At 39.6% G+C, this 15181-nt stretch carries 10 protein-coding genes; 6 read left to right on the plus strand and 4 right to left on the minus strand.

Translation table 11 applies throughout. The features are described 5' to 3' along the window. Positions 1-62: 62 nt before the first annotated feature. Positions 63-470 (minus strand): response regulator, encoded by a 408-nt coding sequence (locus tag WKV44_05650; GenBank protein MEM5948020.1) that lies wholly within the window; start codon positions 468-470, stop codon positions 63-65. A gap of 75 nt (positions 471-545) precedes the next feature. Next, positions 546-1844 (minus strand): cyclic nucleotide-binding domain-containing protein, encoded by a 1299-nt coding sequence (locus WKV44_05655; GenBank protein ID MEM5948021.1) that lies wholly within the window; start codon positions 1842-1844, stop codon positions 546-548. Between the two features lie 145 nt (positions 1845-1989). Here WKV44_05655 and WKV44_05660 point away from each other — a divergent pair, with 145 nt between their 5' ends. Then, positions 1990-3582, plus strand: a complete 1593-nt coding sequence (locus tag WKV44_05660; protein MEM5948022.1) for an adenylate/guanylate cyclase domain-containing protein — start codon at positions 1990-1992, stop codon at positions 3580-3582. Position 3583: 1 nt separating this feature from the next. On the opposite strand, the gene WKV44_05665 is transcribed toward WKV44_05660, so the two are convergent. Further along, complete coding sequence (locus tag WKV44_05665) at positions 3584-5965, minus strand: response regulator (protein ID MEM5948023.1); 2382 nt, start codon at positions 5963-5965, stop codon at positions 3584-3586. Positions 5966-5974: 9 nt separating this feature from the next. Next, positions 5975-7285 (minus strand): response regulator, encoded by a 1311-nt coding sequence (locus WKV44_05670; GenBank protein ID MEM5948024.1) that lies wholly within the window; start codon positions 7283-7285, stop codon positions 5975-5977. 130 nt (positions 7286-7415) lie between these two features. On the opposite strand from WKV44_05670, the gene WKV44_05675 reads away from it, so the two are divergent. From WKV44_05675 to WKV44_05695, 5 genes are all read left to right on the plus strand, one after another. Next, positions 7416-8996 carry a M6 family metalloprotease domain-containing protein gene (locus tag WKV44_05675; protein MEM5948025.1) on the plus strand — a complete coding sequence of 527 codons (1581 nt, stop codon included), beginning with the start codon at positions 7416-7418 and terminating at the stop codon, positions 8994-8996. 460 nt (positions 8997-9456) lie between these two features. Next, positions 9457-10107 (plus strand): TetR/AcrR family transcriptional regulator, encoded by a 651-nt coding sequence (locus WKV44_05680; GenBank protein MEM5948026.1) that lies wholly within the window; start codon positions 9457-9459, stop codon positions 10105-10107. Beyond that, positions 10104-12890 carry an MMPL family transporter gene (locus WKV44_05685; protein ID MEM5948027.1) on the plus strand — a complete coding sequence of 929 codons (2787 nt, stop codon included), beginning with the start codon at positions 10104-10106 and terminating at the stop codon, positions 12888-12890. The genes WKV44_05680 and WKV44_05685 overlap by 4 nt, the downstream gene beginning before the upstream one ends. Next, positions 12887-13660 carry an outer membrane lipoprotein-sorting protein gene (locus WKV44_05690; GenBank protein ID MEM5948028.1) on the plus strand — a complete coding sequence of 258 codons (774 nt, stop codon included), beginning with the start codon at positions 12887-12889 and terminating at the stop codon, positions 13658-13660. The genes WKV44_05685 and WKV44_05690 overlap by 4 nt, the downstream gene beginning before the upstream one ends. A gap of 14 nt (positions 13661-13674) precedes the next feature. Next, positions 13675-15117, plus strand: a complete 1443-nt coding sequence (locus WKV44_05695; GenBank protein ID MEM5948029.1) for a hypothetical protein — start codon at positions 13675-13677, stop codon at positions 15115-15117. The last annotated feature ends 64 nt before the right edge of the window (positions 15118-15181 follow it).

Genomic DNA, 15181 nt, shown 5'->3' on the forward strand with positions numbered 1-15181 from the left:
TCCATAAAATATGACAGAAGAAAGAGGGATATCACTTTAAAATTTAAAACGAAAAAAAATTATCAGGAAAGAGATAGAAGAATTCTCTCAAGCACCTTCTGTCTCTGAAGAGGTTTAACTATAAAGTTCTTAGCTCCCAGCATAAGAGCTTTTTTTACAAGATCATCTCGTCCAAGAGCACTTACTATTATTACCCTCGCAGACTTATCAAACTCCATAATCTTTTCCAGAGCGGTTATCCCGTCCATCTTGGGCATTGTAATATCAAGAGTTACAAGGTCTACATTGGGAGCAAGCTCTTTATACTTCTCAACAGCCTCTTCTCCAGTATTGGCCTCTCCGACAACTTCAAAGCCAGCAGAGGTAAGAATCTGTCTGAGCTGCTTTGTAACAAAAATAGAATCATCAGCTATAAGAATCTTATACGGGCTTCCATCAGGTTTTATACCCTCAAGCTTAACATCACTCACAAAAAAGCTCCTTTATCAAAGCTTAAAATAATAGTAAATAAAAAAAGGATTATCATCAAGAGATTATCGAAAAAACTAATCCTTTCCTAGCCTGGCAACCCTGCTGTTAAGTCGGTTAAGCCTCTGAGCAATAAGTCTGGATAAAAAAATGCCGTAATGCGGATTATTTTTAATAGCATTTACAAAATCCTGCTTGGAAACCTGTATCAACCTGGAAGGTTCCCTGGCAATTACTGTTGCAGTGCGTCTATTGTTAAGAAGAAAAGACATCTCTCCCAAGAACATGTCGGCAGGAGTAAGAGAAGAAAGATACTGCCCTTCCGAATAGACATCCAATTTGCCTGATACAATATAATACAAATAATTGGAAGGCTCTCCTTCCGAAAAAACAACCTCCCCTGGATTAAAATCCATCACTTGTCGTCTGGAAAATATTCCTGGAACAAGTGATCCTTTTTCTACAGCATCATGGCTTATAGAAAAAGAAACCGTATTACCTGACTCATTAAAAGAAATATTATCGCTGTAATTAAGTGCCATACGTATACCATGGCCATGCAACTCACCGCTAAACTCAGGTTCCTTCTTTACCTTTTCTATATAAGTCTGCCAATCAAATCCATCACCCTCATCCTGTATAGTAAAAACACTTCTTTTCTGACCAATCTCATAAGAAATATAAACACGCCTTCTTCTTATCTCAGGATCATTCTTTTTCTCCTGAATAAGAGAAAGAATATCTCCCTTCTCCATCAGCCACTTAGTCTTTTCCTCATAATCTATCCGGCAATTGCCATGCTCTATAGCATTGATAAGAAGCTCAAAAAGAATAACAACAAGCTGCTGTTTTTTCTCAAAGGTTATATAACCAGCATTATACAAAAAGTTGCTCACAAGGTTAGAATAAGTCTTTGCATCAAATGGATCGTTTTCCATAACAAGCTCGCCGCTCATCCCTCCTAAGAGGACTTCCTGAAAATGCCTCTGAAACAATATCTGCTTATTCTGTAAAACAAGCTTTAATGCACGATAGAAATAAGTTATAAACTCTTTTCTCTGTATATTACCTATACTGTTTACCTGCCTGGCAAGAGCCTCCGCCTTCTCCTCATCCTTTTTCTTATGCACAATAAGCACTCCACCGTAATGCAGCCATGGGTCCTGTTTCATAGAATCCAGAATAGAATCGGAATCTATCTCCTTATCAGAAATATTGATCAGCACAAGATCCGGGAGATCGTACTTTAATATCTCTATTGCCTTTATATTATCCTCGCAAAGTATTGGAACAAAAAAACCCCTAAATTTCTCACATACTTCTATGGCATATTCGTTGATTTCGGAATCCGAAGATAACACAGCGATGGAAATCATGAAAACTCCTCGTAAATACGATTTTTAATAAAATAATATCTCATAGAAAAATAAAAATCCATATAAATTTTGTTCTTTATTATACACTTTTGTTTTTTAATTATTATAATATAAGAAAGAACAATAAGAAGCGCAGAGAAACAATATGGCAAAAACAAAATTTACAGAAACAGAACTGAGGGAACACATAGAATACCTGGCTAATACCAATAAAGACCACACAGAACTCTCTGACTATATAAACCTTGCCTTACGATTTAACAACTATATAGACTCACAGCATCCTGATATAATAAAAATAAAAGCACTGCAAAAAAATCTGGAATCAGAAAACAAAAGAAAAAATCTGATAGACAAATTCATGCCTTCATTCACAGAAACAGCATTGGAAAATATAGAAGACAGCACAACCAGAATAGCAGGCATAGCTTTTGCAGATATTGCAGAATACAGTTTTTTATCCAAATTTCTAAGTCCCAAAGAAAATCAGATACTCTTAAACGGACTATTTACCGCATTGATATCCATCCTTTTAAAAAACAAAGGCATACTCAATAAGATAGAAGGGGACAGTCTGATGTTCTGTTTTTTTTCTCAGAATGAACCGCATGCAACAACAGAAGAAGAAGAGTGTGAAATAGCGGAAAAACTCTTTAATACCTGTATAAAAATGCAAAGAGCTGTAAATCTATTTAACAAAACAGCCCCGGAATTAATAAAAGAGCAAAACACACAAGAAGAAAAAAACGCAATAAAAGACGCATATTCAATACTATCCGCTATGCGAGAAGACGAGATAATTGCAAGAGCATTTAATGCTCTGTTTCAAATAAAAATAAGAGTCGGTGCTGATATAGGAGAGGCAAGTCTAGGAAACCTGGGATCACCGGAGTTAAAACACTTTGATATAATAGGAGGTCCAGCCATAGGAGCAAAAAGAATGGAAACATCCTCTCCTATTGACGGACTTAGAATATCCAGAAGAATGTATAACCTGCTTGAAAAAAAACACATACCAGAAAAATACGCCAGACAATTCCGGGCAGAAGCAAAAAAACACGACGGATACTATTCTACTATAAAAACAGAAGAAATATTCAGGGAAAAAGAAGTCATAATATACGACAAAAACAACCAACAAATACCCTCGGTGTCCATACAAGTTAACCCTTTACTTCCTGAGGACATATGCAAACAAACAGAAATGCTACTGGAAAGAAAAGAGGAATTTGCAATAGAAAGAATACTCAATACAATACGTTATTACAGAGGAAACAGACTTGTAATACAAGCAATAGAAGACCTGTTTAAAAGAAAAGGCATAGTACTAAGAAAACACCTCATGTATAAATTCCTTGCACCAAAACAATACAAAGCATTTAAGCAGCAATATCCAGAAAAACAGGAAAGAATAGAACATATAAAAGAGAACATGTCGCTTTTTACCATCTTTTCCCTCTGTGGGATGTATCAGGACAGATACAGCACAAAAACAGAAAAAAAAGCCATAACAGCCGTAAGCAGAGAATTCTCAGAATACGACAGGTTTATAAACACAACACTTACAGAAGCACAACAAAAGTTTAAAACACAATCAAAACTCAAGATGGAAAACATATTCTTTGACTATGTAAGACTACCCGTCATAATGGCACACATACAAGCATCTCTTATGGAGTGGCTATACAAAGAAATTCCCCAGGAATTGGGAACAAGCACCTTGCTAAAAGCAGAATGACTTAGAGATAAGACTTAATAACCTTACCAGTAAGCTCAAAAGATTTCTCAAGCTCCGGCAGAAGAGTGCGACACTTTTCTACATCGCCATCCTTGGCCGCAGCCTCAACCTTTGCCGCTATATCACCGATATGCTTCATACAGAGATTCCAGCTTCCTCCCTTTATACCATGAGACTCCGTACGTACAGTCTCCATATCCCCGTCATCAAGAGCCTGTTTTATAAGCTCTATCTGAGTAGGAATTTTATCCAACACAGACGCAAGCACATTTTTGAGAACATCGGCATCCTCCATAAACGCTTCAAGAGCACCCTTATAATCAAAAACATTCTTATCCTCTATCATAGATTCTCCGATCTCAGAATTTTCCTCAAGTTCTTCCAACTCTTCTATAACAGATACCGAACGGGCGTCACCCTCACGGTTACCGCCCTTTTTTTCGTTATTGGGAACAAGCCACTTAGCCAATACAGACACAAGATCATCTTTCTTAAAAGGCTTGGGAAGAAAATCATTCATTCCCGCAGCAATACAACGCTCCTTATCCTCTTTAAAGGCATTGGCAGTCACGGCTATAATAGGACCTTTGTATCCGCGCTTTCTAAGCTCTATAGTTGCATCTATACCATTGAGCTCGGGCATTTGCATATCCATAAAAACAAGGTCAGGATTTACAGAAAGCCCTTTATCCACAGCCTCCCGACCATTATTTGCAATATCAACATCATACCCCATCTTAGAAAGAATAGTGAGAAAAAGCTGCTGATTGACAATATGGTCCTCCGCAACAAGCAAGTGATATCCTCCAACAGCAAGCGAAGAGACATCTCTTCCATCTGCCTCCTCCACAATATCAAGCTCCATAGTCTCAGACAGAACCTTAAAAACATTTTTATAAAGCTCTCCCCTCTTTACAGGCTTAGAGATATAAGCATCAAACCAGTGCAAGAGCTTCATCTTAGCCTCAGTACTCTCACCCATAGGAGTCATAAGAATCAACTTGGTATCATTGATACTCTTATCGGCGTTAACCTCACTTGCAAACTGCCAACCGTCCATACCCCTAAGCCATAAATCCACAAGCACAAGATCAAAAATCTCTCCGCGATTAGCTTTCTCCCTCATAAGCTTAAGAGCCGCTTCTGCACCGGTAACATGCTCTATTCTCTTAAAATAAGGAGACATATATTTTCTGATAATAGCAGCGGCATCATCATTATCATCAAGAATAAGAAGGCTATCAGCATCCCCATCAAACTTGGGAATATCATAGTCACTTATAACAGGAAAAGGAATAAGAGCCCAAAAAGTACTCCCAATACCCTCCTGACTTATAACACCTATCTCTCCTCCCATCATACCAACTAGATTTCTTGAAATTGCAAGCCCAAGTCCCGTGCCACCATACCTGCGAGTTGTGGACTCATCTATCTGAGAAAAAGCTCTAAACAACCTGTCCTTCTTATCATCCGGAATACCTATACCAGTATCCTGCATCTGCAGCAATATCCAAGCAGTAGAATCCAATCTTTGAACCAGCCTTGCACTGCATTTTACAAATCCCTCAGAAGTAAACTTGACAGCATTGCTCGCAAGATTGACCATAATCTGTCTTACCCTGAGAGGATCCCCCTTGACCACTCTGGGAACATCCATATCTATATCAAGTATTACCTCAAGCTTTTTCTTATGAGCCTGCAGGCATACCATTGATATTGCCTGCTCAAGAGCCTCATGCAAGTCAAAGTCAATAACCTCAAGAGGAAGTTTTCCAGCCTCTATCTTGGAAAAATCCAGTATATCATTGATAAGAGCAAGCAAAGCCTCTCCGGAAAATCTAATCTGCTGCACATAATCTCTCTGCTCCTCATCGAGATTGGTATCCTTAAGAAGCTCTGCCATACCAAGAATAGTGTGAAGAGGAGTTCTTATCTCGTGACTCATATTTGCAAGAAAAGCAGACTTGGACTGAGTTGCTCTTATTGCATCCTCTCTTTCTCTCTTAAGCTGTTCCTCCGTAAGTTTCTGATTAGTCTGATCAAAAACAGAGATAAAAATTTTATCCTGCTCTTTAAAAGCCCACATTCTAAACCAGTAAACAAATCCGTCACGCCTTGAGAATCTACATAATATAGAAGATTGTCCGCTATCTGTTTGTCTAAGCTTTTCTATAAAAGAAGACAAAACAGGCTCATCCTCATGATATGCCAAAGAACAAAAGTTTACACCGGAAAGTTCATCTTCGCTCCAATCTATAAGCTCTACAAAGGTATTGTTAACAGCAATTATCTTTGATTCCTCCGATAGCACAACCATACCTACAGGCGCTTTTTCCAGCACATTGATTAGTATACTTGCCGATAAGCTGCTCAGATGATCCACATCATTCTCCTAGAAACTGGATTTTATAACTTCTATTGTTTTACGTAGAAGCCTATCCGGTTTTAACGGTTTTACAAGATAGCTTTTTACCCCGTATTGGAGCGTCTTAATAACTGTCTCTTTTTTGGAAAGAGCAGACAGAATTATAATAGGAAAATCGACCCCTGTTTTTTTGAGCATCTCCAAGGTTGTAAAACCATCCATCTCAGGCATAAGCAAATCAAGGAAAAGAAGATTGCAGGAAGATATGGCCTGAGAATCCACAAGAAACTCCCTACCGTTATTATATGCCTTAACATCTATTCCCGTATTGCCAAAAACCTTTTTTACAATATTCTGGATGACTATATCATCGTCGACAACGCAGAAAACAAGTTTTTTACCTATATTGGAGAGAGCTTTCTGATAATTATCAAGCTCATTTCCCGTATCTTCAACTCTCTCGCTATCAAAGCGCATATGGAATTTTTCTTCTTTGCCGGTATCGGTATGACTCGACGCAAGAAAGTTCTCCTGTACTGTCTGAGTATCTTTATCTATAAATTCATCAGCCTTTTCTCCCAAAAGAGAGTCCATTATCTTATCCAGAGATTCTGCAACTTCAATTTTGTTAAAGTTTTCATTACGGGCAAGATAGTCTTTTATAAAAGAATTGTTGGTCAGAACCTTTACAAGACGCTGTTTTGTTCTTGTGACTTCCATTATTATGTTAAAAAGCGTTGCAAGCTTTATGGAGTCATCTCCCGTCACATCCAGACTGCTCATAAGTACAAGCACCCTGGGTATTTTTATCTTATATAAAGATAAAAGTTCTTCCAGCTTATAACGCAAAAGTTCTATTTTTTCTTTATTAAGCCCCTGAGCAATTTCTATAAAGATAATCCCTTCGTTGACATGAGCTTCTATTATACACGGAGTATCATCAAGGATCACCTTAACTCCAAGGAGTTCTGAGATAGCCTTTAACAGGGCATCTATTTTTACAGGCTTGGTAAATACTTTTCTTATTCCTGCCTTGGCCAGCTTAACTATAGTAGTTTTTTCCATCTGGTTGGATGTAAGAATCAAAGGTATATTCTTGGTATTGGGATGTTGCATTTTCTGGTTGATAAACTCATCCGGATCCATCCTGGACATAAAATAATCGGCTATAACAAGATCAGGGAGCTCATTGCGCATCTTTACAAGAGCATCAAGCCCATTAGCCGTACTTATTATCTCAAACCCATACTCGCCTAGTTTTTTTTCTAGATATTCTCTGAATTGTTCTGACTCATCCACAATGAGAATCTTTTTTTCTGTACCTCCGTCCAAAGCCATTGCCCTCCTCCCATATTAACTATAAATTCTCTCATACTCTTATTCAAAGTATAATTGGATTTTTTTATAAAAATATTATACATTAAGAATAGAGTTTTTTGATTTTTTTTTCAATTTTAGAGGGTATCTTTTGAGAAATATAAGAATACTTTTTATTGCTGCTTTATTTTTATCTTTTGTCAGATTATATGCTATAATGCCGCCTATAAATGGCGGAGAGACAAGACAGCTTCCCTCATCAAAGACGGATACTCCTTATATAACCGGAGAACAGCCTGCCAGGGTCGCAAACTCCGGAACAGGAGGTCTTCCTACAAAAGGTACTGTAAAAATACCTGTCCTTGTTGTGTCGTATTCTGATCAAGCAATATCAAGTGTACCTACCATACAATCCGCTTTTACTAGTGTTACCAATTATTATAGCGATATGTCAGGTGGCAAGCTTATTATTAATTTTGATATAATATCGGGAATCACTCTTTCTGCTGCTCATGATACATACGGTACCAATCAGACATATAAGGGTCAGCTTTTGGATACATATGCTGGTACCATGGTGATAGAAAGTATGCTTGCAGCCGATAGTGCTATTGATTTTTCTCAGTATGATAACAACGGAGATGGTTCTCTGGATGTTGTGGTGGTAATCCATCCCGGAACAGGAGAGGAAAACGGTTCTTCCACAGATATATGGTCGCATCACTGGAATATTGCAACAGCAACCCAGATAGAATATGACTGGGATGCTGCTAACGGTGATATTCTTCTTAATCAGCTTACGGATCCCGGATATTCTGACTCAGATAATGACTTTCGTCCTGAGTTTGATGGGGTGGAATCGGACTTTTATATTCTTGTACCAGAATACTCTGGCGGTGGAACAAGCACCACTATTGGCGTCTATGCTCACGAGCTTGGCCATGCTCTGGGACTGCCGGATTTATACGATACGTCCAATCTTACGGATGGGGTTGGAGACTGGAGTCTAATGGGACATGGGGCATGGCTGGGTATAACTCCAGGAGATACTCCTGCTCCCCTTGATCCGTGGTCTCTTGATTTTCTTGGCTGGGGAAATGTTGTAACTGTTGATTTTGCTTCTTTTATGCCGTTTTTTACTGGACTTTCTCCTCTTATTGTTGCTGCGATAGTAATGCTGTTCTTTATGCTTATGGTATACTGGTTTTTTATACATAGAAAGCTTTCGGTATTTGTAATTGGTTTTGCTCTCATTTTTATTCCTGTGTCCTGTGCTGTGATTCCTCTTGCCAAGGCTCTTGACTTACCTGATTATCTTTCTTCTCTCACTGTTGTAAAAGTTCCCCTGCATGATGCGCAAAATATGGAATATCTGTATCTTGCAAATTATAGCAAGGTAAACTCAACCACTTGGGATGATTATTTACCTGGAAAAGGTATTCTTGCCATACATACGGACAATGAGCTTATAAATCAGTCATATCTGAGTTATAATGTAGTCAATAATACCTATGTTAATGACGGAAAGATGGGGGTCAAGGTCATAGAGGCTGATGAAAATTCTGAGCTTATGACAGCAGGTGGAACACGCGGAGAAATCACGGATCTTTTTGCTTCTCCGGACTATCCCGATATCATTGCCATAGAACTCAATGAGGATTGGATTTCTCCTATAACAGTGAGAAATATAAGCTCTCCTGATTCTACTATGAGTCTTGAGATATATAACTAAGGTGTTGGCAGGCAACATAAGCTGCCTGCTTTTTACTTTATTAGCTTATTTTTTTACTTTTACTATCTTGAGAGGCTTTTATTCTAAACTTGATGGCAAATATTATGCTTTTATGTTGTTGTAAAAATTGGTGAGCTTTATTCTTATGCTGTCTATTTTTCCTGCGGGATTTTTTATTTTTGTCGTTTTTATAATTTTGTTGTTAATTATATTATCTTCTATGCGGTTCTTTATTCTGCTTTTGGTATGATTTTGTATTAATTTCTGCTTCCTTCCCAATATGTGCCTAAGGCAGGAGGAACTGCGCCTTTCTTGTTGCACTTTTACTTATATGGCGCAGGTCCGACGTTCGGTTTTAATTTTTTTATAAAATTATTGTCTCTATGTTGTCGGTTTTAGGTTTTGTCACTATATTTTTAATGACCGCCAGTCATAAAAATACGCACAGTCAGGAGGTCTTATGGGTACGAGAGAAAGGAGAGAAAGAGAAAAAGCAGAGCGGAGACAGTTTATCTTTGAGCGGGCGCGGGAGCTTTTCCTAAGTAAGGGTTATACAAATACGAGTATGGATGAGATTGCGGATGTGTGCGAGCTTAGCAAGGGGACGCTTTATCTGTATTTTAAAAATAAGGAAGAGCTGGCTGTAAGTGTCGTAAACTCTGTGATTTCTGAGCTTCGCTCTGTGCTTGAGCGGGCGGTTGAGGGAGCGGTATCAGGTATGGAGGCGCTGCAAAGGGTGTTAGGTGCCTACAGGGCTTTTTTCCGTCAGCATGTCAATGAGTTTTATTTTTCAGCGAGTCTGGAGCTTGTTGCGGGGAAGACAGGAGCAAAGAATGCCCGTTTTGATGATGCATATTCCGGGGTCGAGTCTCTTTTGTCCGTACTCGTGGGGGTTATAAAACAGGGGATGAGAGATGGCTCCGTGCGTTCTGATATAGATCCTCAGAAGGCAGCTTTTGCTGTTGCCAGTATTGTAAAGGGTTTTTTGCAGTCTATGGCTGCAGGTCAGCCAGACAGGCTTTTATCTCCCCAATATAAAAAAGAAGAGCTAATAGATTATAGTCTCAATCTTTTTCTGGATGCATTGAGACCGGAAAGGAGTACTGTATGAAGCGTATTGCTTTTATTTATAGGCATCCGTGGGTTGTTATCGCGGTTATTTGTGCTATTACTGTTTTTTTTGGCGTATGGATTCCCGGTATAGAGCTTGATAACGATACTTTTCATTTTATTCCCGATAATCATCCGGAGAGAATGGCTTTTAAAAATACTGAGGATCTCTTTGGCGAAGCTATCGGTATGGTTGTAGGTATAGAGGTGGAGACCGGTTCTATTTTTGACAGGGATGTTCTTGGTTTTGTGGATAAGCTTACAAAAAAAATTGAGGAGCTAGATCAGGTAGGCGATGTTATGTCCGTCACCAATGCGGATTATATCGCCGCAACTGCTGAAGGTATGGAAGTTGTGCCTATTGTAGACTCTGTAAACTCGGATGAAGATATAAAACTGCTCAAGTCAAGGCTGCTTTCCTGGGATATGTATGAGGGGGTTCTATATTCTTCTGATTTTAAAGCTACTCAGATTATTGTGCCTATAAAAAGTACTAGTACAGAGGATGAGAGAGAAGCAATTTACAGGTCCATAAAGCAGGCAATTGCCGACTATGCTGTCCCGGGTGTTAAGACTTATGTGGCAGGTACGCCCGCAATGACTGTGCTTATCAGTCATAATATGAATACAGATATCAAATTGCTTATTCCTCTTGTCATTCTTGTTCTTACGGCAAGTCTTTTCCTTTCTTTTAGAAGACTGGGAGGTGTAATTCTGCCTCTTGTCACAGTGGTTATAAGCACTATCTGGACAGTAGGTCTCATGGCTCTTCTGGGTATAAAGCTTTCTCTTATTGGTACGGTCATCCCCGTTCTTATGGTTGCTGTAGGCAGTGCATACGGGATTCATATCATAAGCCATTATTATGATCTTGTACGAGATAAGGGCACCTCTGTCTCAGAAGATGTGCATGTGGAGCTTATTGTGGAGACTGTACGGGATGTGGGTAAGCCTGTTCTCCTTGCAGCTATTACCACCATGGTAGGCTTTGGTTCTCTGGCATCAAGTCAGGTAAGGCCGATTCAGGAGTTTGGAATATTTAGCGCCTTTGGTGTTCTAGCTGCACTTATAGTTGCCGTAACGTTTATTCCCTCTATTTTGCTTGTACGTCACAGAGCCCTCAAATCCGCAGAGCAAAAGAACGGTAAGGAGGATGGGGTTGACAGGTTTATGCTTTTTCTCTATAGGCTCTTTTCCAGCAAAAGGGCAAGCATAATTCTTCTTGCAATAATTGCAATAGGCTTGGGTATTTATGGCACAACATTGCTGGATAAAGACAATGTGCTTGTTGACTACTTTAAGCCAAACACGGAAATAAGAAAAGCTGATAAGTTTTTTAGAGAAAAGTTTACCGGGACAAAATCCTTTGAAATCATCGTGGATGGAAAAGCATCTGGAGCTCTGACAGATCCTGACGTACTTGTTGCTATGGATGGTCTGTCATCTTATCTCAAGGATAAATATCCGGAAGTAAAAAAAGTAATATCTTTTTCCGATTTTTTAAAGCGTATAAATCAGGTGTTAAACACTCCTCCGGAACAGCTTACAGAAGAAAAAACAACTCCCATAGAAAAAGAATCTTCCCTATCAGTATCACAACAGGAAGGAAGCAATTCGGGTTTCTCTTCTCTGAGTTTTTTCTCAGATGACAGTAAGAATAATAATGCTAATACTTCTTCTTCGGAGCAGGATAAGACAGCAAGCTCAGACACAACCTATGACAATTCTCTATTCTTTTTTGACAGCTCCGATACAACAGACAGTCCTTCTGATACAAGTAGGCAAGGAGAATCAGTCTATAGTTCCCATTCCAATATAGAAGCCTCCTACACTACTGCAAAGCCAGGTATAAGCGATATAGAGTTTGCAAGACTGCTAAATACTGCATATGCCATGGCTGACTCTCAGGATATAAGCGCAAGAGAGCTTGTAAAGCTTATAAACAGAGAGCTCAACTATATGGGAGCAGCTTATTACGAGATTCCCCACGAACCGAAAAAATACAGTTTAAGCAGTAAAGAAGAGCTTTCCAACCTGATATCACAGTATTTACTTCTCTTTTCCGGTAACTTATCCTCATGGACAGATGATGCAATAGAGCCGTCTATGGCAAAGATAAGCGTTCAGATATCAGATACGGGCTCCATAAAGCCATATATGATAGCAAAGGATGCGGAAGAATACGCAAAAAGGCACTTTCCCCAAGGGTACAGCATACGTACAAGCGGTGTTGCCAAGGTAGAATACGCACTGACAGATCTTATTGTAAAATCACAAGTTATAAGTATAGTTGCATCTCTTGCTCTCGTCTTTCTTATAATTGTAATCAACTTTAGGTCTGTTGTTGCCGGTATATATGGACTCATACCTCTGGGGATAACCGTTCTTCTCAACTTTGGAATTATGGGCATACTAGGCATAAAATTGGATATATCCACATCCATGGTAGCTTCCCTTGCCATAGGTATAGGCATAGATTACACAATCCACTTTCTCAACTATTACCATAGAGAAAGGCTAAGGACAGGCGACAGCAAGAAGGCAAGCAGCAACAGCATAAAAGGCGTGGGAAAAGCGATTGTGTTTAACGCTGTTTCTGTTGCAGCTGGATTTTTGGTTCTGCTTCTATCCAGATTTACACCACTCAACTATCTGGGGCTGCTTATCGCAATAACAATGCTTACATCCAGCACGGCATCCATAAGCCTGCTGCCTGCATTGTTTTCCATAAAAGAACCGGCTTTCCTTAGAAAGCCAATAAATAGTTACGGAGGAGAAAAATGATAAAAAAGAAAACAGCAATTACAGCTCTTATTTTTGCAGTAACAATCAATCTTTTTGCCCTTGACGGCAGAGAAATAATGCAAAAAGCAGAGGATTCCGTAAAAGTTGACTCAACTCATGCGCTCGTTCAGATGAGCCTTACGGATAAAAACAACAAAGAATCCGTAAGAATACTGGAGATGTTTGAAGCCAAGGATAAGAACGGACTATCACAGAGCCTTATAATCTTTCATAAACCAGCATCAGTTGCAGGCACACGTTTCCTTGTGCAAGAACAAAAGGGACGCTCGGATGATAAGTTTATATACCTTCCCAGTCTCAAAAGAGTAAGAAGAATCGCAGCCTCAGAAGGAGGACAATCCTTTATGGGCTCAGATTTTAGCTACGATGACATGTCGACACGAGATATTGATGAGGACACCCATACACTCCTAAGAGAAGAAAAATACAATGGCCAGGACTGCTATGTAGTACAATCCATACCCAAGAATCTCAAGGAAGCACAATACCAGCTTAGAATATCCTGGGTAAGAAAAGACAACTTTATGCCTGTTAGAGTGGAACTGTACGAAACAAAAGACCGGTTAAAAAAGGTTTTGACAATAGAAAAGCTCGAAAAAATAGACGGAGTGTGGACACCAATCATAACAAAAATGGAAAACATAACAGATAAACACAGCACTACTCTGACCATGCAAAAGGTAGAGTACAACAAGAAACTTCCTGATGCACTGTTTACTCAGAAATTTCTTGAAACAGGGAGACTGTAATGAGGAGGATAACAATGAAAAAAATCGCAATAATAACAGCCGTATTTTTTATTGCTTTATCCGCATTTGCGCAGGAAGACTTTTCTTTCTTTGACACTATCTCAGGGACAGAATCAAGCATGCTAAAAATATCAGGCAACATTGATACTGAGCTAAGATTCTTTACTGATCCTGATAAAAGCATAGAAAAACAGGACATAGCAGAAACCAGCGGCATAGGACTGGACATAAGCTACGATGGCCAATCCTCAAGAGCAATAGCAAGCCTAAGTTATGACCAATCCTACGATTTTACCACACAAGCAGGACGTCAGGCAGCACTAAGCGACATGATAAAAGAGGCATACATCCAGCTTTTTTTATCATGGGCAACAATTGACATAGGATATAAAAAGATTGTCTGGGGAAAAGGTGATAAGGTGCACACCTTTGACACAATAAACCCTACAGACTATACGGACTTTATCAACCCGGACTATCTGGATAGAAAAAAAGCAGAAAACATGCTTCACATAACAATCGCTCTCTCCGATTTTGCAAACTGGGAGATTGTCTATGTACCCAGTTTTACACCCGACATCTTCCCTCAGGAAGGCAAGTGGGTACAATACGAGTTCTCAAGTCTATCAACTGCCATAGAAGATGCAATCAACCAGGGCGCAACAGCCTATGCCACAACAGTTACTGCAGATTATATGAGTGCGGGATTTAGCCTTACAGAAGCACAAACACTTGCCAAACGCGATGCGCAGCTATGGGCAGCACAACATGCAGAGCAAGCCTTAGTCTATGACAACCCAGAAGGCCTTGACTCCTTTATTGCAGCTAGCAGGATAAACGCAAGCTTTGCTGGAATAGACATGGGACTGTCCTATCAATACACATACGACCGACTGCCCGTAATAGACACAAGCAAACTCTCAACAAACTACCAGGCCACAATCACTTACAACAGGCTGCAACTGATAGGCGCGGAGCTTGCAACAGCACCAGCTGGATTTAACATAAAAGCAGAAGCAGCCTACTTCCTCACAGAAGACACAGACGGCACAGACCCACTTGTGAGGAACAACCGCATAGCATACCTTGCAGGAGTGGACAAAGACATCATCCCGGACATCAATATCAACCTGCAGATAACAGGAAGCTACGTTCTGGGCACTGACAATATAAAAAAAGGCGATACGGACTACAACGCAGACAGCAAGTATAGCACAACCATCATCAACGCAGGACTTACCGGCAACATGCTCAACAACAACCTCTACTTGGAAGCAGCAGGAGCCTATCAAATAGAAACAACAACCTGGATGCTAAGACCACGCCTGGAGTACAACATAGACGATAACACAAAAATAGGCATAAGCTACACATACTATGCAGGAGATAAAGACACACTATTTGGCCAGTTTAACTCATCATCATTTCTTAAAATATACAGCACAATAAAGTTCTAAAATTTATACCGAACGTGCGGGATGCTACTGCATCCCGCACTGCTTTTGAATAAAACACTTTTCA

The organism is Spirochaetia bacterium 38H-sp, from assembly GCA_039023545.1.
GTDB classification, from domain to species: domain Bacteria; phylum Spirochaetota; class Spirochaetia; order Winmispirales; family Winmispiraceae; genus Rarispira; species Rarispira pelagica.